This is a genomic window from Nitrospira japonica, assembly GCF_900169565.1.
Classification (GTDB): Bacteria; Nitrospirota; Nitrospiria; order Nitrospirales; family Nitrospiraceae; genus Nitrospira_C; species Nitrospira_C japonica_A.
Genome location: NZ_LT828648.1, coordinates 1,775,457 through 1,799,225, shown reverse-complemented (window position 1 = coordinate 1,799,225; position 23,769 = coordinate 1,775,457). Strand labels below are relative to the sequence as shown.

The following is a 23,769-nucleotide window of genomic DNA, read 5'->3' as shown; positions in this document are numbered from 1 at the left end:
CCAGCCGCAAATGTATTTCATGCCCTACAGAAGGAGGGGTTTTAATTGCGTGCTATTTTCCTGATCGTCAGGCCTTTGCAAATAATCGAAGCCGCCCCAGTCTCTGGCAATATCACTACACCGGCAAACAGGCTTCAAGTCATTGGTAATCAAATCCAGTTTCTGGAGGAAGTTCAGTATTGGATCAGCGTATTCGGGTTGGTCTTCCCTGAAGAGGTCTGCTTACGCCGCATCCCGAGATGAGGTGTATGAGTTACTATTGGCACGGGATAATTGCTTTGTTTCACATTCGCACCTCAAGCGGATGCTATTGAGGGTCCCTCCCAGCTAATAGGTCAACAAGTACCCAATCGTTGCAATAGTTCCCCGAGCAGAGGTGTACGCGCGGTTCGAGGTAAAATCCGCCTGGGTCTGTGGGGTGTAGTACAAGGTGTTCAAAAGATTCTCCACAGCGAAACGTAACGTACCGGGGCCTACATTGATCGTACTGATGAGATCAACGACCGCGAAGCTGACGATGGGGAAGCGTTCGCCAACGGCTCCATTTGAGCCATTCCAGGCGTTGTAAGCTGTCGTGCGGGGGCCTGAATACATGATTTGAACACGGGTTCGCCAGTTCACACTGGAAATGGTCAGGTGTTCGAGGTAACCTGTGACCTTGACAGGTGGAATATTGATGGTGGACATGGCTTGGAAGTGTCCATCGAGATCGGGATCAATTTGCCCCTGGACATAACTCACTGTCGTGCCAACCTTCCATCTTTCCCACGGCCGAACATCCCCCGTGAATTCCAAACCCCATCTGCGTTGCGGAGCGCGCGCCATAGTGTTGGTTATGGGGTCGAAATAGGTGGCCAGATCAGACGTATTGTAGAAAATTGCCAGCGTCGATTGAATACGATCCCAGTCGCCCCTGGCACCTATTTCATAATTGGTCGTGCGAACTGGGGCAAAATTTAGTTGCCCTACTGTGCCGGCCAGCGCGGTGAGGTTGGGCACCGAAAACCCTTGAGAGTAGTTGAAAAAGACATTGATAGGATCATTCACGATGACTGTGATACCGCCATTAAAGACCGGCACCGAATAGTCGGCAATTCCCCCGGTTTGCTCGATTGGCGGAGTAGTAGGGAAAAAATTGTCCGATGCCTTCACTCGATTGATCTCATAGCGCATGCCTCCACGGAGGACCACCCACTCGAGCGGTTTGAGCTCTGCTTGTGCAAAGAGTCCGAAGTTGTTTTGTCTCCAGAACGGTTGGATGGGCGCTTCGCGTACTTTCTGGAAGACCCGTCCCCCGCTGGCGGCATAGGTAGCGGTGTCAAAGATATCCCCCGTTTGGGTACTGTTCTCGAAACTGTAGTCGGCTCCGTACAGCAATCGCGGACTCCAAGCGAGTGGGAGGGGCGTGACCATTTGAAATCTTCCGCCGTATGTATCGGAACTGGTCCGGCCGGCGAGAATTGGGAATTCCAAAGCTGGAGAACTGAATTGAGACAAATCGAATGGTGGGAATAACGTACGGACGCCACGCCAATATAATTGGGCATCGGCCCGACTCCCCCAAAACAAATCTTTTGCCGTATAGTTGAGACTCGTTACATTGTTTGTTTGGTTTGTTTGATCTGACAGACTCAGTCCTGAAAGGTACCGCGCTTTAGTGCGTGTGCATGGCACCGCGGGGTCGAATGGCGACGGACAGGTCGCATCCACTGACGGGTCGAACGTATACTTCGTATGTTGCCGGATTTGGTGAAAGTTTTCTGACAACTGAAACCGGTGTCGGCCGAACTCGAGGCCAATCTTGGCATGAATATTCGCAACGTTGCTGTCAGCAAGACTGCCGGTGAAATTCTGATAGCCTGGCATTGTCCGGTCCCCTTTAGCATCGAACTGCCCACCGATCCTTGCGAAGGTTCCAGTCAGGGTATAGTCGAAGGGTCCCTTTCCGCCCGTGACACCTTGTGTCAACGAACCTCCGAAGCTCGCCTCCGGATGGGTCAAGGACATGTTCGTGCTGACATCCGTGTTGAATGATGGCTTGCCCTTTACTGCTTTTTTCGTAATGATGTTAATGATCCCGCCGCTGGATCCACTACCATAGATTGCCGTTGATCCGCGGACGACCTCAATGCGCTCAATGGAAGCCGGATCGATCGTGTTAAAATCTCGACCATTGTTGATGCTGGAATATTGCGGCACGGCATCGATCAAAATCAGGATATCTCGGCCTCGAATACTCTGCCCAAAATTGTCTGTGCTGCCATTATTAATTGCGAGTCCAGGCACTAACTTAGGCAAGATGTCCGCGAGATTCCGCGTTTGGTTGATCGTGGTTTGCTCGAATAGTTCTTCTTTCGTGACGATGGTCACCGATTGCGAGACAGTTTTTAGCGGATCGTCCATACGTGTAGCTGATACGGTTACCTCCTGAGTGGCGATCACCTCCGCAGATTCATGTTGATCGGCCGGCTCAGTCGAATTGTCTTGAGCAGAGCCAACATTATGCATGGCGGTTACCAGAGCAACCGTGAAGAAGCATATAGTGCGTGCAAAACGGGACGTAAACGTGAGACGGCTTTCGTGCATATTTACGGATTCCTTTCTGCATGTTAAACGGCCATTGCACACAAAAAAGCCGACTGTCCGCAGTTTTGGGATCCCTTGTTCGGAGATCCTCAGCTTGCGCACAGTCGGCTGGCTGGTCCTGGCGAGATAGGCCTTGGCCCGTCTACGCAAGAATTAGCTGGCTGACGAACTGACTGATTTGTTCAACAGTAGTTTGCCTTGCTTCGTGAGTATCAACACATATTGCCTGCCGTTATACACAATCATCATTGGCAACTGACTCTTCGTCAAAACCAAGGGGTCTCTACTAATCCCCGTCGCAATAGGTGGCTTCACAATATTCTCATCACTTATTCATTAGTCTATGACCCGATCATCTGAATTTCACGAAGAGGCTCATTTCGTAGTCATCCACAAACTTCCCATTCTCAGCTTTCACGGCTTGAGCAAAGCGACCTTCAACAAAGAAACCAAGCTTCTTGTACAGTGCCAGCGCACGCTCATTGTGAACTAGCACTCGCATGGTCACCTTTCGAATCAGGGGATGCTGGGTGGCCCATCCGTTGAGAGTTCGCACCAAAGCCGTACCCACTCCTTGTCTCCACCACTCCTTCCTCACTGACATCGCAAAGACACAGACATGGGACATCCGGCTTGCCTTGTAAGCACGACAGTAAAGCGTGCCGACCAGACGACCTTTGACTTCAGCCACCAAGGCGAGAGTCGCTGTGGCGATATTCATTTCGGTGATCCACTCTTCTAGCTCAGGATGAGACGTGGTGACGTCTTCGGGGTCAGTTTTCGTAAAATCACTTTCTTGCATAACCATAGTCGCGTGGTCGATCCATGCCTGTGCGTCAGCTTTACTGGGATTGCGCACTATGCAGGGCTCGTCGTATTTCGTTTGAATTGTTAGGGGACTAATTGTCGCCATTCTCGCTTCTCCTGAGGATGATCATGGGAATTGCAACGGTGACCGGGTTAATTGAATGAGGTATCTCAGCCTGTGTCAGAGCAGCGCGGCATGTCCGGTGCGGAAGGCAATACATTGCCTCAGTACGCGTCTACGCTGCGTTCGAATCAACATGTCGTCGGCCTAACGTTTCTCCTTGTGCGAAGCATGGTGACGGCAGAAGGAACAGTACTTCTTCATTTCGATACGGTCGGGATCATTCTTCTTATTCTTCGTTGTCCAATAGACCGATTTCCCCGGTGTCGCACAACCGGTACAAGCCAGGGCAATGATCTCACGCATGACCAGGTCTCCTTACTTCCGTTAGAGGGTTTGTCGAGCGGTTCGCACCCTGTGATGTTGTTTTGCGACGATGCATAAGGGGTCGCGAAGGCAGTCGGTCATGTCAGACTTTGACGACAGTAGTCTCCAGGTCATGGCCCGCCGGCGGAAACGGATCCGTTGCAGTTTTCCAGCTGACGGGATCGGTCCACTCAACGGATGTGACGAGACACGCATCCAGCATGGCGGTCAGGACCGCCTGGTCCATTTTTCTTCCAATCACGACCAATTCCTGCGTGCGGTCTCCAAACTCCTGGTCCCATAGCCCATGGATGCGCTGGGCCTCTTCCTCATCACTTGGCCATTGAGCCTTGGGCATGGAGGCGTACCAGCGACCGATCCAACGCACGGATCCGGTTCCTCCTGCTTGCGACCACAGGCCGATCAGGTCGGGGCGTGTCGCGATCCAAAACATGCCCTTCGTGCGTAGCACCCCAGCCCAATTCTGCTGCAGAAGCTTCCACCAACGGATCGGATGAAATGGGCGACGAGCACGGTACACAAAACTCGTAATACCGTACTCATCTGTTTCAGACGATTCTTCTCCACGCAAGGTCTTCATCCACCCTGCAGCCTGGCTGGCAAGCTCAAAATCAAACAGCCTAGTATTGAGTAGCGCGCTCACCTGGACGTGACCATATTTGACATGCAGTATTCTTGCGTCGGGATTGAGTTTCGCGAGTATCGCTGACAGTTCTTTGAGTTCCTCTTCGGAGATGAGGTCGATCTTGTTGATCACCAGGACATTCGCAAACTCAACTTGATCAATGAGCAAGTCTGTAATTGTCCGTTCGTCCTCCTCTCCAAGTGCGAGGCCCCGCAGTTTGAGGTCTTCAGCTTGACGATAATCTCGTAGAAAATTCTGTGCGTCGATGACGGTCGCCATTGTGTCTAGTCTCGCAACGGTTGATAAGCTGCGCCCCGTTTCGTCTTGGAAGCGAAAGGTTTCAGCGACTGGCATCGGTTCCGAAATTCCTGTCGATTCGATTAGGAGATAGTCAAACCGACGTTCTGCAGCCAGACGTGCTACTTCCTTTAATAAGTCCTCCCTGAGAGTGCAGCAGATACACCCATTGCTCATCTCCACGAGCTGTTCATCGGTGCGGCTCAAGGCCGCTCCACCCTGTAGAATGAGGGCAGCATCAATGTTGACTTCACTCATATCGTTGACGATGACCGCCACTCGAAATCCTTCCCGGTTGTGTAGCATGTGATTCAGCAGCGTGGTTTTTCCTGCTCCCAGGAATCCAGACAAAACTGTCACCGGTAACCTCATGTCGTTCGGTTGTGGTTGCACATATCGCTCCATATCAGCGGTCCTTTCATTTGTTTAGACAATAGGATCGTCGGATTGCCTCTACCTACCCCAGCAGATGCAGTCGCGTAGCGTCTGCCCCATGAGTTACCAACTTGCCTTGCGCACGCCGGGAATGTCCCCTCTGAGCGCCAGCAATCGAAAGTCGATGCGTGACATATTGAATCGGCGAAGAAATCCTCGCACTCGTCCCGAGAGCGCGCAGCGATTCCGAACGCGAACGGGTGAAGAGTTGCGTGGCAAACGGTTCAAGGCGCTCTGCGCGACTCGCTTTTCTTCGTGAGTGCTTCTCTGACTCTTGATAATGGTCTTTAAGGCGTGCCGCCTTTCGGCATACTTAGCGACTAACTGCTTCCGCTTTTCATTCCGCAAATGACTGCTCAGTTTCGCCATGTTGCTTTCCTCCATTAGCAAGTTAAGTGGGGCGGTTGTTTGACAATTAGGACGCACCTGCGAAGGGCAACAGTGCCATATGGCGTGCTCGCTTGATTGCTCTGGCAATTAAGCGTTGACGCTTCGGGGTATTGCCTGTCATTCGCCGCGGCAGAATCCTTCCCTGGTCGCTTAGGAACGGTCGTAGGTATTCGGCGTTCGTCCAATCAATGGGCGCGCTCTCGTCTAATACACGCTGCCGCTGTGGTGGGAGCATTTCGACCTCCTTTCGCCGAAGAATAGTGTTTGAAGACCTATCATCCGGGCAGGTACTCTCGTCTCGCGTTGTGAAGTGAATCCGAACCACGAGTTCGTCACGTGACCGTCGCCTCTCTGGATACCATCATCCGAGCTTTCATCCACTGGTCGATGACCATGCCGTCTTATGCAGCAGGTACACTGACACACGGTGTAGCTTTGGTTGCTTTGACACCGTTCCAAGTACAAGCAACACGGACCTTCCCGCTATGGGAGGCAGGAAAGTGTTGGAGCGTCAGTGAGTCGTAATCGTTAGGTGAGAAGAGGGGGACCGCGGACTGGCTCGAAGAAGAGATCGACAATGGAAAAGGCAATGCCAACCGATAGCGGAGACGCGAGCAGACAGTGTAGAAGCGACGCAGGGGGTTTGATCGAATGGAGACCCGCACTCGCCGCATGGTCTAGCCAGGCACAGATGTCCTGGTCAGAATGCTCATGCGAGGAGCCTGCGGCAAAGACATGGTCTAATAGGAGCGGCTGCAGGGATAACGCCAAGAGCACATACAGAATCAGCAGCATCCAGCTGCCGCGTGTCGCTATAGGGGATCTCATCGACATTGCGGGCACCAGCCAAAAACTTGTCATAGTGTTAAGGCAATCCAATCCCTTCAATACTGCAGCCTCAGTTCAGCTTCCGGCTAGAAGAACCACTGGGCACGGAAAAAGAACGATCGCGGCATTCCTGCATGAGCCACTCCAAGACCAATGCTGCCTTCTCCGGAATTGTAAAAGTATTTCTCGTTGAACATGTTGATGAGATCGAATCCGATCAGCATCTTCTGGTTCTCCCAGGGGAGCGGCAGCACGTGAGTGATCGATGCGTTGTAAGTGGTGTAGGAAGGCTCGTGTGACGAATTTGTCTTGGCTCCTTCTTCTGCGGTTCGTAGTCCATAGCCGTACAACATCTGACCTGAGATGTTAGTTCGTTTTAGTAGCTGGTAATTGATGACGGCGGAGCTGGTGACGAACTGTGAGTGATCGCAGAAGACACCGCCATTGGAATTGATGTCGTCGATCTCTCCTTGGTCGAGGAGATATTGGCCAGATTGTAAACCGTACCCCTTGCACTGACCCCAACCGGCGGTTCCGCGTGCCGACAACTTATCGTCGAACTTGACCGTTACCGCACCGTCGATACCCCGTTGCCAGCCATTCTGAAAGGCAAAGAAATTTAGTAAGGGTGTGCTACCGAACTGTCCTGCATCTGATAAGTAGTGGGCCAGCTTGTAATAGCCTGTCAGTTGCATCGTGGCATATTTGCTAACAGCGTGATAACTGCCGACTTCGAAATAGTGAGATCGCTCCGCTCGAGGCCGGAAGCCCGTCGGATCATCCGGCGCGGCAGTGGTGTTTTGCGTATTCAGGTTTACAAAGGCAACCTGCTCGATGTTGGGCGGAGTAAATTGGCGGCCATAGTACGCGTGGAAGACGTTGGCCTGATTGAGCTTGTAGGCGACACCAACCTTTGGGCTCACCTGCCCTTCGTTGTAGAAACCTTGAATCGCGTCACCACGGACACCTAAGTTGAATGTCCAGTGGTCGTTTAGCGTCCACTGGTCTTGGAGCCAAAATTCCTGTCTGGTTTGAATGTTGCGGTTTGACGCTTCGAGCGTTATAACCGGCCCAGCAGGGGCCCCTCCGCCGGTATCGAACGCATATATTTGTGAACTGTTACTTGCCGAGGTGTAATCGAACTGAAATCCTCCCTTCACGAGATGATGGCTATCGGGCACCCAGGTGTGATCGAGACGGAAACCTCCGGAATACGCCGTCCGCTTCTGGCTGGCTGTTTGCGCGCTGTTAACATCGTCAGCATAGGCCAAGGAGTTGAACGGGTCGGTCTGAAAATCAGCCACACCCCGCCGAAAATAGGCACCCAGACTGAAGAAATGGTTGGCATTAAGATCATGCCTCCAGACCAGCTGGGAGTACTGATTGTTTTCTTTTTGGAATTGATTGACTGACTGAGAGGCACTGGGCTCAAAGCCAGCCGGCAATAGGGCCAGCACATCGCCGTTGGCCTCAAGGTTAGGAATCGTCGGTACTTGGTATTTCGCCACGGACCCGAGAAAGATCCATGCAAAGTTGTTCTTGTTATCGTGTTGATAGTCTCCTCGCAAGTATGTGTTATTTTTCTCGCTCTGGTTGTGGTAGCTCTGCCTTCCGAGCGTAGGCGGCTCGAGACCCCTGTTTGTGGTGACATAACTATTCATAATATAGAATCGAACTTTCTCGCCGATTGTTCCGCCATACTCGAACGACGGGTTGACCGTTTCGTTGGAACCGCCGAATACCTGAACTGAACCGAAGCCCGGTCTCGTACCGCTCTTGCTGGTGATATCCACGACAACTGCCGTCTTGTTCCCGTATTGCGCTTCCATGCCACCCAAAATAATTTCCGAGCGTTCCCATGCACGAGGAGGGACAATATCGGCAAAAGCACCGGTGACTGTGTCGGGAATTGGAATGCCATCGATCCGGTATTGCTGGTTGGCATGATCCTGACGGATGTGTGTCTGATTGAGGGCGCCGTAGGCCACGCTGGGAATAGTCAGCAGCACACTAGCAACATCGTTATTGTTCCCGCGCGGAAGGATTTCAACGTCTCTACGGCTCAACTGGTAGATTGAGCTAGAAGCTTTGTATTGGATCGGCGCGAGTGGAGAGACAATCTCCAACGCGATTTCCTGGGTGACTGCCAGAGTCAGCGTGATTGGAGCCGGCATTTCTGCGTCTATTTTCACCACGACAAATTCACTCTTGAAGGTATCTTGGATTGCGCTGATGGAATAGTTTCCTTGAATTGGAACCGTAATTGAGAATTCGCCAGCCTGGTTTGTCAGCGTTTGGGCGACCACATTCCCCTCCTGGTCGCGCACCTGAACCATTGCTTGATCGACGCGTCGAAGGTCCTGATTCTGAACCGTGCCGGTAATGGTGTCAGTTGGTTCATTGTTTGTGGCATGGACCGTATGGACGATCAAAACCATGAACACAATATTGGCCACACAGAGGCAAGAAAAAAGCATTGCAGCGGCGCGTTGCATCATAAACTCCCTCAATCATGCAGTTGATGACAAACCTATGAATTGGCGAGCCGATGGCTCTCACCGATTACAGCGTGTGATTGCGTTGGGACGTTAAAGCGTGGGGGAGCGCGGGAAGGGCCCAGAAGACCGGATTGAGCTGAAAAGGGGATCCGCTGTGGAAGGAGATCACCCTGGCGGACAATCTCCCAGATTGAGAAAATCAGCGTATTGAGGTTAATCGAAGCAGAGCTTTGATGTTGAACCCATTGACACAAATCATTGTCCGAGTGTTCATGACCATCGGTATCTGCCGCTGCCAGCTCGTGATGGACTTCCTGTGCAACCGCAAGCGGCGCGATAATCAGCAAGAACAGAATAGTCCAAATGGAGAGCCCCCTCATCAACAGACTGTATGTTGTCTCGCGTGGTCTCATTGAAGGGGCCGTGAGTGCTGCCTAAATGGTCATTGTTCGCCCATGCTAATTCAGTGTCGCGTCCGAGATCAGCGGTTGCCTTAGTCGCGATGGGGACGGCATCGCTGTGCGAACTTGTGCGCTCGCACTGTCCATCTGGCGTTTCGAATGGCCCGCGCCCTTCGCTTCGGGGTTATGATCAGGTGGAAACTCTTCGATGCCCTCATGACTCGTAACGGTGGAGTACAACCTGAGCGGCGCTGCTCAGGATCAAGTACAAAGAGATTCTTACCTGTGAACATTGTTCCACACTCCCAATATTTGTCGGTTACGCATGTCTATCTCCTGTATGCTCGAGTGTCCCAGTAGAACAAATCACCTGAAGGCGATTGTTGAATGCGGCATTTCGCCAATCTGTAACTGTGGATCTAACCTCCTCGAATGCATTTGACGACTGCCGCGACACCTTATCGTGCGCGATTGGCAGCCCGCCATTCAGGGAGCGTTCATCGTTCGCGTCCATTAGACTTATCTACTCACCGTCGGTAGCCGAACCGATGGCGTCACACTCGTAACTGCAGGACTGCATAGAACGAGTGGGTATTGAGCTCGTCCAAGTGCAAGAAACACGGACCTTCCCGCTATGGGAAGCAGGAAAGTGTCAACAGCGGCAATGAGTTGTGATCGCTAGCTGAGAAGAGGTGGACCGCGAATTGGATCGAAGAAGGATTCGGCAGTGGGAAAGGCAATATCAACCGGTAGTGGAGATGCGAGTAGACACTGTAGAAGCGAAGCTGGCGGTTTGATCGACTGGAGCCCCGCACTTGCCGCATGGTCTAGCCAAGCGCAGACATCCTGGTCAGAATGCTCATGCGCTGAGCCTGCGGCAAAGACATGCTCCAGTAGGAGAGGTTGCAGGGATAACGCCAAGAGCACATACAGAATCAGCAGCATCCAGCTGCCCCGTATCGCTATGGAGGATCTCATCGACACTGTGGGCACCAGCCAAAAAATTCTAGTGCATGACGATCAACAGAAAAGCGAGTTTGCTTCTCCACGAGTTGCGTCAATTTCTCCAAGGGACAGAGCATGAGATCGGCAATCTTACCGCACGTAAGGCACTGGATATGGTGATGATGCTCACGCCCAGAATGGATCTCGTATCGCATTTGACCATCATGAAAACCGACCGTATTCACCAATCGCAACTTTTCAAGTAGGGACAGATTGCGATATACCGTGACACGATCGGCGGGCATATGCGCCTTCATGAGCCGCGCATGCACTTCCGCCGCAGTAATTGGAAGCTGGCTACCCTCCAGGATCGTGAGAATGGCCTGCCTAGCCTGTGTGAGTTTCTTGCCACTGGCCTTTAGCCTATGAGTGAGTGAGGATGTGTTCATAGTGTTAATGCAATCGAGTTGCATTTACCATCAGCATGCACTGCCTGTCAATAGGTCGTGTGCGCTTTAAACCATCGTTCCGAATTTTTTCCGGCCCTACCCTTCAGATGCATTCAACCTTGGTATCGGTACGTACTCCACCTCGCGAAATCGGTGTTTCTCGTTGAAATGCCGTCGTTGTCAATTGGCGAAGTAGTTTCGGCCCTAGCTTCACCTGTTTGATTTATTTCGGAATGCTCTGCTTTATTCCTCCTGCCCATACTGACTGCTTTGTCCTCATCTGTCCTTAGGAGTACGCATCAGGCCTAAACAGGGTCCTATTCACCTCGTCATCGATTCACTATGCTCCGCGCCAGCATCGGGCGTGAGAAAGGGGATTTGAATGAAGGCCTTGCTGAACGTGAAGGAATTGGCCAGTGCACTCGGCGTGAGTGTGAAATCGGTGCAGCGCGCGTATCGGAAGCAAGAGATTCCCGTGCAGTGTCTCTGCCGCATGGCGCTCTTTGATCTGGACGACGTGCGCCGGGCGATGACCCGCAATGGCAAACGGCGCTTCGACACTTCGGAAGTGAAGGCTGACAAGGAGCGCGGTGCAGCCGGCGGCGCCAGCCGGCGGCGCACCGGGTCGAACAGCCCCCGGACGGTAAAACGGGGGCGCAATTTCCAAAAGGATCCACGGAGGCATTCATGAGTTGGACCTGTTCCCTCGGTTGGCTGCGATTCACGGTTCCCCAGGCGACCGTCGAGGAGGCGATGACCCTCGTCGGTGGCGACTGGGTTGCCGATGAGAAGGGCTTTCTCGGCTATGGACGGAGTTGGATCTGTCGCGGCCAAACCGGCGGATACGGCCGCATCGGGACCGGTGCGAAACGGGCCCCGCAGGAAGTGCATGTGGATCTCTCGCAAGAACTGTTGAGCGGCTGGACCTATGAACAGTTTCAGGCGGTGGCGCAGTGGGTCTTCGCGAAAGACGGCCATTTTGGGCGCCTGGATGTGGCGCTGGATGATCGCAGCGGCATCATTGAGGTCGAGGCCGTGTATGCCGCGGTCGTGGCCGGCCATTGTGTCTCTCACTTTCGGAAGTCCCAACTGATCGCGGGTCTGGATCTCGGCTCCGGCGCGGACACGGGCAAGACGCTCTGCATGGGGTCCCGGCATTCCGATACCTACGTGCGTATCTATGACAAAGCGGCCCAGCAACAGAGCAAAGGGATCGTGGTGGAGGGCCCCTGGGTCCGGTGGGAAATGGAATGGAAGGATGAGCGGGCGCAGGCGGTGGGGTTAGCCCTCTCCGTCCTCGATCAGGACCGGTTTCAGAGCTACATCGTCGGCGTGTTCCGCACAGCCTTGGATTTTCGCGATTGCACTCGAGAGGACGATCCGAAAGATCGCTACCACGCGCCCTTGCTGAGTTGGTGGAAGACCCTCACGGAGGGCATGCAACGGGCCAAGTTGGAGGTGGTCAAAGCCGTCAAACAGATCGAGGACGTGAAGCAATGGGCGGCGAAGAGTCTCTCCCCCATGCTGGGGTTGCTCTGTGTGCATCCGGAAGCCGGTGAACGCTGGTTAGTCAGCATCATTATCGAAGGAGTGGAACGATGGCGCGCCAAGCATTACGCGCTCTTGGCCAAAGGCCAAGACGCCCAGCAAGTGTTGAAGAGGGTCCGGTGGTGGAAGCCGACCGACGGCTTCGCTGCCGGCTGTGCGAGCACGGCACCCTAAGGCTCTACATGTGCGGGCCTCGGTTGCGGGGCCGGTGTCGGAGTTGTGGCACCGTGTTCGTCTTTTTATGGTCCCACCTCCAGCAAGGCTGGTTCCGGTGGGACGGAAGGGAGCGGTGAGATGTCCAGATTCGTGGGGCACTGCGTGGTGATGGGGGTCAAGGCTCGACCCAGTCAGGACGGGAAACGGATCTTCCGCAATGCCGTGCTCTACTTCGAGGAGGATACCTCCACCCTCGAAGCGAGCGTCTCGGAAGACCATGAGCACCTCTACAAGCTCATGGAGGCGAACAAGATGAAGCCGTGCCAGATCACGGTGAACCTCCGGGAATTCAAAGGGCAACGGTTTCTCGATGTCACGGGCTATCAGCCTGGGATCATCACGCCCGGAACCAAAGGCCCGGAGAAGTAGGCGTGATCAGCATGAAGGGAGACCGGCATGACATGGACCGATCCGGGGATCGCCGAGCAATTCCTGTTCGCCTGCCTGCTGATCCTCCTGTTCATGACCGGCATCGGGGTGGGGCGATCTTAGCGTTGAGCCTGTATCTGCTCATGATCGGGGTGATGGCCTGGGTGTGGGCCGTCACCCCGGCCTTCGCCTTAGTCAGTGCGACGGGCTATGTCCGGGTGGCGACGGATTCCTCGAAACTCCTCTATCTCGGAGCGAATCGCGCGGCCTTGCTCTCGACCGTCGCCCAAGCGGCGGCGGTCACCTCGCCGGCCTCGGTGGCTGTGCGGTTGGTGACGGGCCCGATCGGCTGGGCGGCATTGGGGGTCTCTGTGGGACTGGCGCTGTATCAGATGCATTACAGCGACACAGAACTCCAGGCCGTGAAGCAAGCCGCCGCCCCCTCGAATCTCCAAAGCGGCACCGGCGTGGTCCTCCCCAACGGCGCGGCGCTGGAAGCGGCCCAATCCTGTCTGTATCCCAGCTGTACAGCGGGGCAAGCTCAGATTGTCACCGTGGCGATCCCTGGCAAGACCCAAGCCACTTGCGGGTTGAACGTCCAACCGGTCGCGTTTCCGCTGCCCTGGTTCTCGAACTTGGGCGAAGCGTGGAATAGTGGTCGGAACAGCTGTGTGCAGACGTTCCGGTATGTCTATGACGGATCCTCAGCCACTAATCTGGTCCGCTCGGGTGTGGGCGTGGCCACGGCCCAACAGATTCAAGACTATGTCGCGGCGCTCCCGGCGTCGGATCCGAAATCGATTGAGAGCAATACGACGCCCCTCGGACAAGGCGCGAGTGCGACCCCTGCGGCAACGACGACGAGTACGGCGGTATCGCCGACTGAGATCCCGACGACGGTGAAGCCGATCGGTCAAGTGACATCCACGGACGCGGTCGTGGATCCGAATGCCCCGAAGCCGGCTGGAACGCAGACAGTCCCGGCGACCCAGACGAGCACGAGTACCACGACGACCACGACCAATCCGGATGGATCCACGACGGAGGCCACCCAGGAAAGTGCGTCGGTGAGCTGTAGCGGCGCCGACCATGATGCGCGGTCGTTCGGCTCCGTCCTCCAAGCGCACATCACGACCTGGCAAGGCTCAGGCATGCTCAGTGCGGTGTCCCTCTTGCAGACATTAGCCTGGCCGGAGGCGTTGCCTACCATCACGTTCACGTCCACGATGTGGGGCACGCATCAGGTCGATTTCAACCAATGGGCAGCCGTGTTCACCGTCCTGCGAACCCTCACCATCGCGGGGGCGGGGTTCGCGGCGTATCGGATCATCTTCGTAGGAGGCGCATGACCGCCATCCTGAATCTCATCTACTGCTGGCTCCTCGATCTGCTCGCGAAGCTCACGGACATTGCGCTCAATGCCTGGGATTCGGTGCTCGGGCCGGCCGATGCGATCCTCGCCTCACTTGGCACGGGCAGCCTCACCGTGCCCGTGATCCCCGCGCAATACGCGTGGATTCTCGGCGCCACGGGCATGGCGCAAGCCGTGGCGATCATCGCGACGGCGATGCTGGTGCGGTTCACCCTGCAATCCGTGCCGTTTGTCCGATGGGGGTCCTAATGATTGAACTCCTCGAAGGCGTGCCAGGGGCGGGGAAGAGCTATCATGCGGTCGCCGAGTACTTGTTGCCCTGGGTCCGGAAAGGCCGGCGGATTTATGTCTACGTCGATGGGTTTTACCTGGATCGGCTCGCGAAGTTCGAAGGCCGACCGCTCGAGGAACTGCAGCAACAGATCACCGTCTGGTCGTCTGGAGCCGAAGTCCTGGATCAGCTCACCAAAGTGGATCCTGGTTCGGCCGTGTTTATCGATGAGTGCCAAACCGTCTTCCGGGCCCAACAGAAGCTTCATGGCGAGATTCTCCGCTGGCTGGAGACGCATCGTCACTATGGCATCGATGTGTTGCTCATCTGTCAGGACTATCGCCAGGTGACCTCCGGGGTCACGCGCGTGGTCGAAATGACGACGAAGTTTCGCCGTCTGGACCGCTTCGGCTTCAAGAACCGCTATCAGGCTTTTGTACGCGGGAATCCGGAAGAGCTCGAGATCATTCGCGGCTTCACCGGCACCTATGAGCCGACTGTCTACGCCTATTACGGGTCCTATGCGACATCCACGAAGGAGGTGCGGCACGTGCGCTCGATCTTGCGTTCCCCCTCAATTATCCTCGGCGCACTCGGTCTGTGTGTGGCCCTGAGCTGGTTTCTCTTTGGTGGGGGAACCTTCGGGGGCGGCACGACTCTGCCGCCACCGCCAGTCCGTGTTCCTGTCGCGGCGATCACACGCACACCCCAAGAGCCTGAGCCCTCAGGATCGCGTCCTGTCGTGCATCCGATCCGCATTCAGGGTGGGATGAGTGATCCCCGTCAGGGTGGAGCGGACTGGTTGTGGGTCACGGACGACGGCCGCTTGCTCACGGTCGATGAGATTGCGGCCGAATCGGGGGGGACCGTGCAGGCGGTCACGTCCCGAGGCGTGAAAGTCCTCAAGGGGTCGGGCGTACTCTGGGGCGGGACAGTATCTCCTCAGTCGGGATCGGCAGGGTCGATGCCCGAGCCGGTTCTCGCACCTAGTCGGCTGCCGACTCGCACAGACCCATTGGTCGCGCCGACATCGGCACGCGTGGATCAGTCGGGCGTTGCGTCGCCGGCTGATCTCATCACGAGCGATCGCTCGCCTGCGATCTTGGATCAAGGGACGGAGCCGCCGAGGTAGCCATGACGCAAGCGGTGATCGATGCCATGGTCTATTGGAGTGCCGCGTTCTTTCTCGGAGGCTTCACGGTCGGGGTGATCGTGAAGCTGCTCCTGGGCGAGACGAAATAGGGCACCGAAAGGAGGTGAGAGCCATGAAGATTCGAATCGGAGTCGGGATGGTGATCCTGGTGCTAATGGCCCTGCCGGCATTCGCCCAGGTGTTCCCGGTGGATGCGACATCCACCACGACGATTACCAGCGTCAAGGCGGATTTGATTGCCTGGGGCGTCGCGTTTATCGGCGTGGCGCTGACCGTGTTCGCGTACAAGCGCGTGAAAGCGCTGGTGCACTAACACGACCAGAGTCCTGAGAGACTGGCGCAGGCCGGCCGGTTGCGTCAGTCCTCTTAGAAGCAAGTAGAGGGAGAGAGATGGCGACACAAATCAATCAACTAGGTTCGATGATGGCAGCGGATGTGCTGGCCTGGGGAGCCGCCGTCATCGGCATTGCCCTGACGGCGTCGGCCGTCATTTGGGTCATGCGGCTGATGCGGGCCTGAGCCGTTAGCTGCCCAGCCAGCCATGATCCGCAAAGCTAAAGTAACTCGGCTCACCGAGGACGAGATGATCCAGTAAGGTGATACCCAGGAGGTCCGCGCCCTGGCGGAGGCGTTGGGTGAGGAGTCGATCCTCCGGACTCGGGGTCGGATCAGTGGACGGATGATTATGGGCACAAATGAAGGCGGCCGCGTTCATCAGAATCAACGGCTTAAAGACTTCACGGGGATGCACGATCGACAAGGTCAGCGAGCCAATCGAGACAATGTTGATGCCAATGATGCCATGCTTCGCATCGAGTCCCGCCACGAGAAACTGTTCCCGATCCAGACCCGCAAAGCAGGGACGCAGGATAGCTACCGCCGACGAAGAAGCCTGGATGGGTCCGGACATGACCGAATCAGATGACTCGCAGACCAGCGTCAGGCGATAGCGAGGCACGCGATACGGCGTGAATGTCGGTGTCGATGTGCGTGGCCGTTTAGATTTGCGTGGCGTCTGTGATCCGTCCATCGGTCTTCCTCCTTGAATAGGTAAGGGCCCCACCCGCACAGACCAGGGGGTGGGGCACACAAGGAGGAAGAGGCGGACACGGATGCGCTCGCAGCGGGCAGGCCAGCACGACGGATGTCAGCCCTGGGACGTTTCGCTGGCCTGATCTGCTGCTCTCCAGCGACGGGACGCGACCATTGAGGGATTGTTCTGGAAGATATTGGGCATTCAAACCATCATCTGTGCCTTTCGGTCATCTTTTGAAGAATTACCCATGAAATGATTCAGAGATGCAAATTTTCTCATTTGATGAGCTCTTGGCGGACCCAGCCAAGGCTGCTACATTGTCACCTCAGATCGCACAGTCCTTTCTGATTGCGCTTGCCTCCCTTCACCCAGTTCTGCTTCATAGGGCACTCGAGGGATCGCACAATGTATCCAACCAGGACCATCTACTTACGATTCCTGAGGTGGCAAAACGACTACAGGTTTCGAATTACCGGGCTTACGAGTTGGCGCGGTCAGGAATCCTGAAGTCCGTTAGGTTTGGCAAATCTGTACGAGTGAGGGCATCAGCCATTGATGAATATGTGTCTCAACATGAACCTTGACGGGATAGATTAACGACTTGTATCGTTCTCGTCCTCATCCAACTGTAAGTGAGGAGTTGACGAATGGCCTGCGTTCGGAAACGCCGCGGTAAATATGTTGTCGATTGGCGGGATGGGGCCGGCGTCCGCCACTGGAAGACCTTCGACAGGAAGGTTGATGCAGAAGCCCATCGGGACAAGGTGGGCCCTGAAGCACGCCAACGCGTGACGCCAGCTGTTCCGGCCACAATCACCTTGTCAGAGTATGCCACGCATTGGAAGCGACTGATCGGGCAGGCTGTCAAAGCTCGGACGCTGGCACGCTATAGTGAAATACTCACTCTCCACCTCCTTCCTCGATTCGAAAAGGTCCGCGTTCGGGACCTCGATCGAGGGCGGATCAAGATCCTTCTTGCAGAGAAACTCGAATCCGGACTGGAGCGGCGAACAGTGAGAAACATTCATGCCACCCTGCGAACTCTGCTGAATGCGGCGATTGAGGACGGGGTGATTGTCGCCAATCCGGCCGCGCGGCTGGGACGCACTCTCAAACTGACTGTGGCCAAGTCGACGATTCAGGAAGAAATCAAGGCGATGACGAAGGCGCAACGGCTTCAGTTCTTAGCTACGGCTCAGAAGGTGGCGCCACGGTACTACCCTCTCTTCTTCATTCTCGCGGGTACCGGCATGCGATTGGGTGAAGCCTTAGCGCTGCAATGGTCAGATCTCGACCGCGGGGCCAAGACGATCCGCATTGCTCGTGCCTTTGCCGAGGATGGAACGCTGGACACCCCGAAGAGTGGCCACGGCCGGACAGTCGATCTCTCTCAGGCCCTCACTGATGCCTTAGTTACTCACGAAGAGCAGCATCGGCGGGATCACCTCAGATACGAGTGGACCGAGTGCCCACCCTGGCTCGTTGTGACGAAGGCCGGGACTCCGGTTGATCCAGCCAACGTGCGCCGCACCATGGCCCGCGTTCTGACGTCCGCTATGCTTCCGACCCACTTCACGCCGCACTGCTTGCGCCATACCTATGCATCGATCCTTTTAGCCGATGGCGTGAGCCCAGCCTACGTGCAGGAACAATTGGGCCATGCCACGATCGAACTTACCGTGTCGACATATGGCCGCTGGCTGAAGAAGAAAGCACCAGGGGTGCTCGATCAGCTCGATGCCGTGGTGAAGGAACAGACTCACGCGGTCGCCGTTTCGGAACCTGGTAGCAAAGTGGTAGCAGAAACCCAGTCTGCGGTAACGGTGGCCTCCACTCCGATGGATCAACGGGCCTATATTGAGGGTTTTATGCTGGAGCCGGCGACCCGGATTGAACGGGCGACCTGCGGTTTACGAAACCGCTGCTCTACCAACTGAGCTACGCCGGCACCTGGCGGGGGATGCATACCCTACACAGGTTTTCTCCCGTCCTCAAGAGGTTTTTCACGATCACCAGGCTGGCCTGTCAGGGAGTGGTTTTCCGATGGATTCGGCTTTGTTGAGCTACTTCAATCGGGAGACCGGCTGAAGACGGACCTCCGCCCCTTTTCCCGGGAGTGGGATGCACAGCGGCTCCTGCTCGTTCCCGAACCGCTCGCGCGCCGCCTTGAACACGCGGCCCTTTGCATAGGTGCACAGTTCTCCGGCGAGCACGATTCCATCCTGATTGAAGTCGGCCGGCCCTCCCAACCCATTCAGGATTTCGTACGTGAACAATCCGTGTTGACCGAGATCATACGGATGCGCCTCCTGCACGGAGCGATTCCCCACCATCCACATGATCTTCTCCGTTCCCTGCCCCGTCTGCTCCCATACCGGAGACACGGGACTGACGCCGTCCTTCACGGCCGTGCTTTCGAGCGAGAGATCGAGGATGACGATGGCAAATTGGACAGGTGATCTCGCCAGGGCTTCGTTCAAGCGCCTCAGGGAATAGAGTCTGGCTGAGGAGGATGGCGTACCGTCGAACGGCACGATCGACACGGCGCCGGTCGAGGCATCCACCGTCCCGCGGCCGGACAGATAGACGTAGGCCACCGTGCCGGAGTCCGCCTGCTTGAGGAGCCAGTCTTCGAAGACTTCGGTCAGGTCGCCCTTCAGCGCATGGGAATCCGTCAGCCGCCTCACACGATCGGCTGAAATGCCGACCACCCCCTGCCAATAGGCTGCGACGACTTCCGCATCATGCGCCGCATGCCTCACCCGCTGAACCCCGCTTTCACGGAACTGGCCGACCCCGATGGCGATGCCGACGGCTTTCGGCTGTTTGACCTTCAGGGCCTGCTTCGGCAATTGATCCACGTCCACGGGAGAGGCCGTCGCTTCCGGTACGGTGTCAGGCTTCATGGCCACCACGAACTTCTTGGAGGACGGGAGGCGGTCCAATGGCGAGCGGCTTCGCATGGTCAACACCAACTCGGCCTGCGTTTCTTCTTTGACCGTTCCGATCTTCCCTTCCACCGACAGACGTTTGGCCCCGCCGGCCGCGAGATCGCCGACCGACAGCACATCGGGAATCTGGTCGATCAGTTCCGGGGTCCCGCTGACCTGAATCTCTAAACCGGATGCATCCGCCGGTCCTTCGTTCTTGATCTCGATCTCGACCGAGAAGACTTCGCCCGTGTGCAGCAATTGGTTGCGGTTCTCATCGAGAATGATGGCCCGGAACGTGATGGTTGCTGGCTCTACGTCAGGAACCGCCGGAGCGGCCTTGGGAGTCGATGGTGTGGTCTGTGGAGGCGCCGGCGGCGGCGACGATGGCGTCGACGATTGTGCGGCGACCGCCGGTGCCGCTTGAACGGCCGCGGCCGCCAGCGGCGAAGGAGGCGCTGATGCCGTCGAGGACGACGCGGCGGCCGTACCGGACGCCCGAGCTTCGGAAAACGTCGCGATCTTGGCGGACGTACCGAGTTGCTTGGCCATACCGTCCGTCACCTTGTCGACGGCAGCCTGAGCGACGGAATCCAATCCGGTGACATCGCAGGAGGTATCGGTCGTTTCCACCTCACCTTTTGCCATGCTCTTCAATTTCTTGTTATAGAGTACGGTTCCGTCCGCCGTCGTAAAGGCAAAATCGAGACCGATCTCCACCGTGGCGGGATAGGATTTATTTGCCTTCCGATAGGCATTGACGTCGGCATTGAGCAGCCCGAGCGAGACGTCTTCATAGCCGTCCACGACCACCCCCGCTTTCTCCTCCAACATCACCTTTTCGAACACCAGGCCTGATTTCCGCTTGATCGCCGTGGTCAACATGGTGCCTATCGGGAGCACCTTGGCGGTCCCACAGACATCCTGATACGTCAGCTGCGCCTCTCCAATGATCGGAGCCATTCTCACGTGGACGGTGAGCGGAAGGTAGTAGCCGGTACCCAGACCGTCGCGGGAGGCGAACAGGCCGCAGGACGTAAGAAGGAAGAGCGAGAGCCATGCCAGTGCTTGCCCGGTCACGCGCGGGAGGAATGCCCACGGATCTCTCTGCGGCTGTCGCACGATAGTCGTTATACCGAAAATTCTCATTCGAGCACAACCGAAGCGGGATTTGACAGGTCCACCATGCTCGGTTATGGTCGGCTCATCCGATGCCTGTGGCGACCGGCTCTCCGACATCGCCTCCCTGATAGAGGACGAATGACGAGAGCGAGCTCTCATGCGGCCTCAGGCGGATCCCATGGCTCCCGTGACTGACTCCCCTCCTCAGACGCTTGCCGAGAATCGCGGAGCCAGGTTCTCCTGGTCGGCCGCCGCACGGCTGATTCGCCTGCATAGCCAGACGGGAACATGGCTGCTGCTGCTGCCGACGCTGTGGTCTCTCGTTCTGGCCGCGCGCGGCGTTCCGGCGCTTGGGCTGATTGTCACCTTCTCGGCCGGGTCCTTCCTGATGCGAAGCGCGGGGGTCGTGCTCAATGACCTGGCGGACCGGTCGGTCGATCGGGAAGTCGCGAGGACGCGAACCAGGCCATTGGCCTCGGGGGAACTCTCCTTTTACCATGCCTGCGGACTGGCGGCGCTCCTACTCGGAGCAGCCCTGGCGCTCGTGCTCACGCTCAATCAGCTGACGCTCCTTCTGAGTCCGATCGCCATGGTATTGGCCGGGCTCTACCCCTTTGCCAAACGGGTGGTCCATGTTCCGCAAGCGATATTGGGCATCGCTTTCGGCTGGGGAACGATCATGGCCTGGGCCGCTTCGCGCGGGACGATCGAGAGCCCGGCCTGGCTGCTGTTCGGGGCGACGATCTGTTGGGCGGTCGGCTACGATACGATTTATGCGCTTCAGGACCGCGAAGACGATCGGCGGATCGGCGTCAAATCCTCGGCTCTGTTCTTCGACCGCTGGACATGGCTGGCCGTGGCGGCGGCGTTCGGTGGAATGCTGACCTTCCTCGTGCTTGCCGGCCTGGAGACGGGCATCGGGTGGATCTACTATGCCGCCCTGGCAATAGCCGCCGTTCTCTTTGCCAAACAGACGGTGGAATTGGCGGGTTCAGTTTCCGCCGCGCGAGCCTTTACCCTGTTTCACCGGCACGTCTGGATCGGATCGGGAATCCTGGCGGGAATGCTCGCGGGATTTCTCTGGCAGTAGACTTACGCGGCTGCCCCGGCGTGGTGCGACCACCAGCCGAGGCCAACCACATTCTGATTCACCGCGACGGCCTCAGCTGGCCGGCTTGTCGCTTGCCGGTTCCGCTTTGGGAGCGCGCAACGTATTGAGATACATGACGACGGCCTTGGCATCGGCATCGCTCAATCCCAACGCCGGCATTCTGGTTTCCGGCTTCATGGCCTGCGGGTTTTTCAACCAGCGATAGACCCACGTTCCGTTGAGACGGAACCCTGCGCGATCCAGCGCCGGACCGACCTTGCCGCCTTCTTCTGCAAGACTATGACAGCCGTTACAGCCGTATTTGTTCGCGTACAGGTTCTTGCCGACCTCCGCCAACTTGGCGGCTTGATCCGGTTTCACCGTCAAGTCGGGCCTCGCCACGTTGACGCCCTTCCCCGGTCTGGTCGAGAAGTTGTTCAGCGCGACTTGGGCCGCATCGAACTCCTTTTTGGCCTGAGTCATCGCCGCCTGCTCCTTCGCATAGGACGACTCGTCGACGTCGACGTCTTTCTTGAGCTGGGCGCTTTTCTTTTCAGCCTCGTCGCTCGCCCGCTTCTCGGCCGCTTCATACTCTTGCTTGGACTGATCGAACTTGGACTGCGCGGCCTGCAGGTGCTCCGTCAGTTCCTTTTTCCGTTCTTCGACCTTGAACTCCAGTTTCATGCCGTGCAGGCCTCGGACATAGGCCACGATGGCCCAAATTTCATCCTCCGAGAGCGTGTACTTGAACGTCGGCATCGTGGGGACGGCGAACTCGTCGTCGCCGATCTTGTCTCCGCCAGGGCTTGTATCCTTCATGTCGCGCGAGATGGTATTGAAGATTTCTTCATCCTTGAAGGTGCCCATCTCGGACTTATTGGACAGGTCCTTGGGCTTGGGGTCCGGCATGGACGACCAGTTGAAGCCCTCGTTCTGTCGGCCGTTTTCGCCGTGACAGTGCATGCAGTAGTGGGCGTAGAGTTCGTGCCCTTTCTTCTGCTGCTCGTTTGCGCATCCCCCGGCCACCAAGGCCCAGAGCCCCATCAGGCCAGCCACCGCACCCATGACTCGCAGCCTTGCCGCCTTCATGCTGACTGCCCTTTCTTGAGTTTTCGGATCAGAACGAATTGGAATCCGACGGCGATTGCGATGGCCACGACCGCGTAGAGGTACCCGGAATAGTCCGCGGGCGGCTCCGCTCGGAAGTACCACCAGGAGGAGACGGCCTTCTGCGATCCCTTTTCACGCACTTCCCCGCTGCCATCCTTTTGCCCGTCCCAGACGGCAAATGCGACGTTGATGAACTCACCGGGCTTCACCTGCGTGTCTTCGTTGGGATGCTCGGTCGCCAGCGGACGGGAGAAGACGACTTTCCAGGTGCCGTTCGCATAGACGCCTTTCGCCTTCACGTCTTGATGCGTTTGAGACTTCAAGGTGCCGAACCCCAGGGCGCTCATGTCGACCGCCTTGTTGTCCTTATTCTTCCAGTACCAAATGTTGACCGGTCCGCCTTCGACCTGAGCCATCGGCTGCCCGTGCGCGAAGTGCGCTTTCTTCTCGCCGACCATGAATTCCAGCGCGGCCGCATCGTCCGGATCCTGCGTCGGATCGGCATATTCCAGGAGAAACGCCACTTGCGTGCCGTCGTGCAACGCGCGAACCTTGACGTCCTTCACCGTGGCTTCCAGGATGCGGTTGGGCCAATGGACTTGAGGAGACATCGGGAACTGCGAAAGCGGCGCGCTGTTCCAGACCGCGGACTCCGGATCTTCGGCCGGAAGCGTGCCCTTGACCAACGGGGCCCGAACCGCCACGCTTTCCTGTGCGAGACTCGCCGTCGCACCGCACAGGACCATGGCCGATGCCAGCAGCATCGCCCGCCCCTTGTGCCACTGTGTCTTCCGCTTTGCCGATTTCATGCTGTCCTCGTTTCGCGTCCGCCGGCACCGACCG

23 protein-coding genes, 1 tRNA gene and 1 pseudogene are annotated in these 23,769 nt (G+C 56.8%); 11 read left to right on the top strand and 14 right to left on the bottom strand.

The genetic code is table 11. The features are described from left to right. Positions 1–327 precede the first annotated feature (327 nt). The 9 genes from NSJP_RS08625 to NSJP_RS20075 all read right to left on the bottom strand — a co-directional run bounded on the left by NSJP_RS08625 (position 328) and on the right by NSJP_RS20075 (position 10,709). On the bottom strand, positions 328–2,586 hold the full coding sequence (locus tag NSJP_RS08625) for a TonB-dependent receptor (protein WP_080886501.1): 2,259 nt from the start codon (positions 2,584–2,586) through the stop codon (positions 328–330). Positions 2,587–2,739: 153 nt separating this feature from the next. Beyond that, the gene (gene hemP, locus NSJP_RS20080; RefSeq protein WP_407938645.1) at positions 2,740–2,901 is read right to left on the bottom strand and encodes a hemin uptake protein HemP; all 162 of its coding nucleotides are present in this window, start codon (positions 2,899–2,901) and stop codon (positions 2,740–2,742) included. A gap of 37 nt (positions 2,902–2,938) precedes the next feature. After that, complete coding sequence (locus NSJP_RS08620) at positions 2,939–3,499, bottom strand: GNAT family N-acetyltransferase (protein WP_080886500.1); 561 nt, start codon at positions 3,497–3,499, stop codon at positions 2,939–2,941. A 162-nt stretch (positions 3,500–3,661) separates the two neighbouring features. Beyond that, positions 3,662–3,820: a 50S ribosomal protein L33 gene (gene rpmG / locus NSJP_RS08615; RefSeq protein WP_080886499.1), complete on the bottom strand. Its 159-nt coding sequence runs from the start codon at positions 3,818–3,820 to the stop codon at positions 3,662–3,664. Positions 3,821–3,923: 103 nt separating this feature from the next. Next, entirely contained in the window at positions 3,924–5,168 is a 1,245-nt protein-coding gene (gene zigA, locus NSJP_RS08610) for a zinc metallochaperone GTPase ZigA (protein WP_080886498.1), read from the bottom strand. Between the two features lie 93 nt (positions 5,169–5,261). Next, complete coding sequence (gene rpsN / locus NSJP_RS08605; RefSeq protein WP_080886497.1) at positions 5,262–5,567, bottom strand: 30S ribosomal protein S14; 306 nt, start codon at positions 5,565–5,567, stop codon at positions 5,262–5,264. A gap of 46 nt (positions 5,568–5,613) precedes the next feature. Beyond that, entirely contained in the window at positions 5,614–5,823 is a 210-nt protein-coding gene (gene rpsR / locus NSJP_RS19860) for a 30S ribosomal protein S18 (RefSeq protein ID WP_080886496.1), read from the bottom strand. Between the two features lie 679 nt (positions 5,824–6,502). Continuing rightward, positions 6,503–8,914, bottom strand: a complete 2,412-nt coding sequence (locus tag NSJP_RS08590; RefSeq protein WP_080886494.1) for a TonB-dependent receptor — start codon at positions 8,912–8,914, stop codon at positions 6,503–6,505. A 1,375-nt stretch (positions 8,915–10,289) separates the two neighbouring features. Further along, positions 10,290–10,709 carry a Fur family transcriptional regulator gene (locus NSJP_RS20075; RefSeq protein WP_172834241.1) on the bottom strand — a complete coding sequence of 140 codons (420 nt, stop codon included), beginning with the start codon at positions 10,707–10,709 and terminating at the stop codon, positions 10,290–10,292. Positions 10,710–11,091: 382 nt separating this feature from the next. Here NSJP_RS20075 and NSJP_RS08575 point away from each other — a divergent pair, with 382 nt between their 5' ends. The 8 genes from NSJP_RS08575 to NSJP_RS19855 all read left to right on the top strand — a co-directional run bounded on the left by NSJP_RS08575 (position 11,092) and on the right by NSJP_RS19855 (position 16,157). Continuing rightward, complete coding sequence (locus NSJP_RS08575; protein WP_080886491.1) at positions 11,092–11,400, top strand: MerR family transcriptional regulator; 309 nt, start codon at positions 11,092–11,094, stop codon at positions 11,398–11,400. Next, positions 11,397–12,431, top strand: coding sequence for a replication initiation factor domain-containing protein (locus NSJP_RS08570; RefSeq protein ID WP_080886490.1), 1,035 nt, complete (start codon positions 11,397–11,399; stop codon positions 12,429–12,431). The genes NSJP_RS08575 and NSJP_RS08570 overlap by 4 nt, the downstream gene beginning before the upstream one ends. A 120-nt stretch (positions 12,432–12,551) precedes the next feature. After that, positions 12,552–12,842, top strand: a complete 291-nt coding sequence (locus tag NSJP_RS08565; protein WP_080886489.1) for a hypothetical protein — start codon at positions 12,552–12,554, stop codon at positions 12,840–12,842. A gap of 125 nt (positions 12,843–12,967) precedes the next feature. Then, positions 12,968–14,191: a hypothetical protein gene (locus tag NSJP_RS08560; RefSeq protein WP_080886488.1), complete on the top strand. Its 1,224-nt coding sequence runs from the start codon at positions 12,968–12,970 to the stop codon at positions 14,189–14,191. Beyond that, the gene (locus NSJP_RS08555; RefSeq protein ID WP_080886487.1) at positions 14,188–14,463 is read left to right on the top strand and encodes a hypothetical protein; all 276 of its coding nucleotides are present in this window, start codon (positions 14,188–14,190) and stop codon (positions 14,461–14,463) included. The genes NSJP_RS08560 and NSJP_RS08555 overlap by 4 nt, the downstream gene beginning before the upstream one ends. Next, positions 14,463–15,617, top strand: coding sequence for a zonular occludens toxin domain-containing protein (locus NSJP_RS08550; RefSeq protein WP_172834240.1), 1,155 nt, complete (start codon positions 14,463–14,465; stop codon positions 15,615–15,617). Before NSJP_RS08555 ends, NSJP_RS08550 begins: the two co-directional genes overlap by 1 nt. A 133-nt stretch (positions 15,618–15,750) precedes the next feature. Continuing rightward, on the top strand, positions 15,751–15,951 hold the full coding sequence (locus tag NSJP_RS08545) for a hypothetical protein (RefSeq protein WP_080886485.1): 201 nt from the start codon (positions 15,751–15,753) through the stop codon (positions 15,949–15,951). A gap of 77 nt (positions 15,952–16,028) precedes the next feature. Further along, the gene (locus NSJP_RS19855) at positions 16,029–16,157 is read left to right on the top strand and encodes a hypothetical protein (protein ID WP_269457722.1); all 129 of its coding nucleotides are present in this window, start codon (positions 16,029–16,031) and stop codon (positions 16,155–16,157) included. Positions 16,158–16,161: 4 nt separating this feature from the next. On the opposite strand, the gene NSJP_RS08540 is transcribed toward NSJP_RS19855, so the two are convergent. After that, entirely contained in the window at positions 16,162–16,548 is a 387-nt protein-coding gene (locus tag NSJP_RS08540; RefSeq protein WP_080888547.1) for a JAB domain-containing protein, read from the bottom strand. A gap of 389 nt (positions 16,549–16,937) precedes the next feature. Here NSJP_RS08540 and NSJP_RS20070 point away from each other — a divergent pair, with 389 nt between their 5' ends. Beyond that, positions 16,938–17,258, top strand: coding sequence for a helix-turn-helix domain-containing protein (locus NSJP_RS20070; RefSeq protein ID WP_080886484.1), 321 nt, complete (start codon positions 16,938–16,940; stop codon positions 17,256–17,258). Positions 17,259–17,321: 63 nt separating this feature from the next. Then, positions 17,322–18,356: pseudogene (locus NSJP_RS19935) on the top strand (tyrosine-type recombinase/integrase); the annotation flags it as partial. Between the two features lie 190 nt (positions 18,357–18,546). On the opposite strand, the gene NSJP_RS08525 reads toward NSJP_RS19935, so the two are convergent. Both NSJP_RS08525 and NSJP_RS08520 read right to left on the bottom strand, forming a co-directional pair. Further along, positions 18,547–18,622: transfer RNA gene (locus NSJP_RS08525), tRNA-Thr, on the bottom strand. Positions 18,623–18,737: 115 nt separating this feature from the next. Further along, a complete protein-coding gene (locus NSJP_RS08520; RefSeq protein ID WP_080886483.1) occupies positions 18,738–20,726 on the bottom strand; it encodes a caspase family protein in 1,989 nt (662 codons plus the stop codon). A gap of 178 nt (positions 20,727–20,904) precedes the next feature. Here NSJP_RS08520 and ubiA point away from each other — a divergent pair, with 178 nt between their 5' ends. Continuing rightward, complete coding sequence (ubiA, locus tag NSJP_RS08515; RefSeq protein ID WP_172834239.1) at positions 20,905–21,816, top strand: 4-hydroxybenzoate octaprenyltransferase; 912 nt, start codon at positions 20,905–20,907, stop codon at positions 21,814–21,816. A 72-nt stretch (positions 21,817–21,888) separates the two neighbouring features. On the opposite strand, the gene NSJP_RS08510 is transcribed toward ubiA, so the two are convergent. Both NSJP_RS08510 and NSJP_RS08505 read right to left on the bottom strand, forming a co-directional pair. Beyond that, complete coding sequence (locus NSJP_RS08510; RefSeq protein WP_172834238.1) at positions 21,889–22,881, bottom strand: c-type cytochrome; 993 nt, start codon at positions 22,879–22,881, stop codon at positions 21,889–21,891. A 20-nt stretch (positions 22,882–22,901) separates the two neighbouring features. Next, complete coding sequence (locus tag NSJP_RS08505) at positions 22,902–23,735, bottom strand: ethylbenzene dehydrogenase-related protein (protein ID WP_080886480.1); 834 nt, start codon at positions 23,733–23,735, stop codon at positions 22,902–22,904. Between the last annotated feature and the right edge of the window lie 34 nt (positions 23,736–23,769).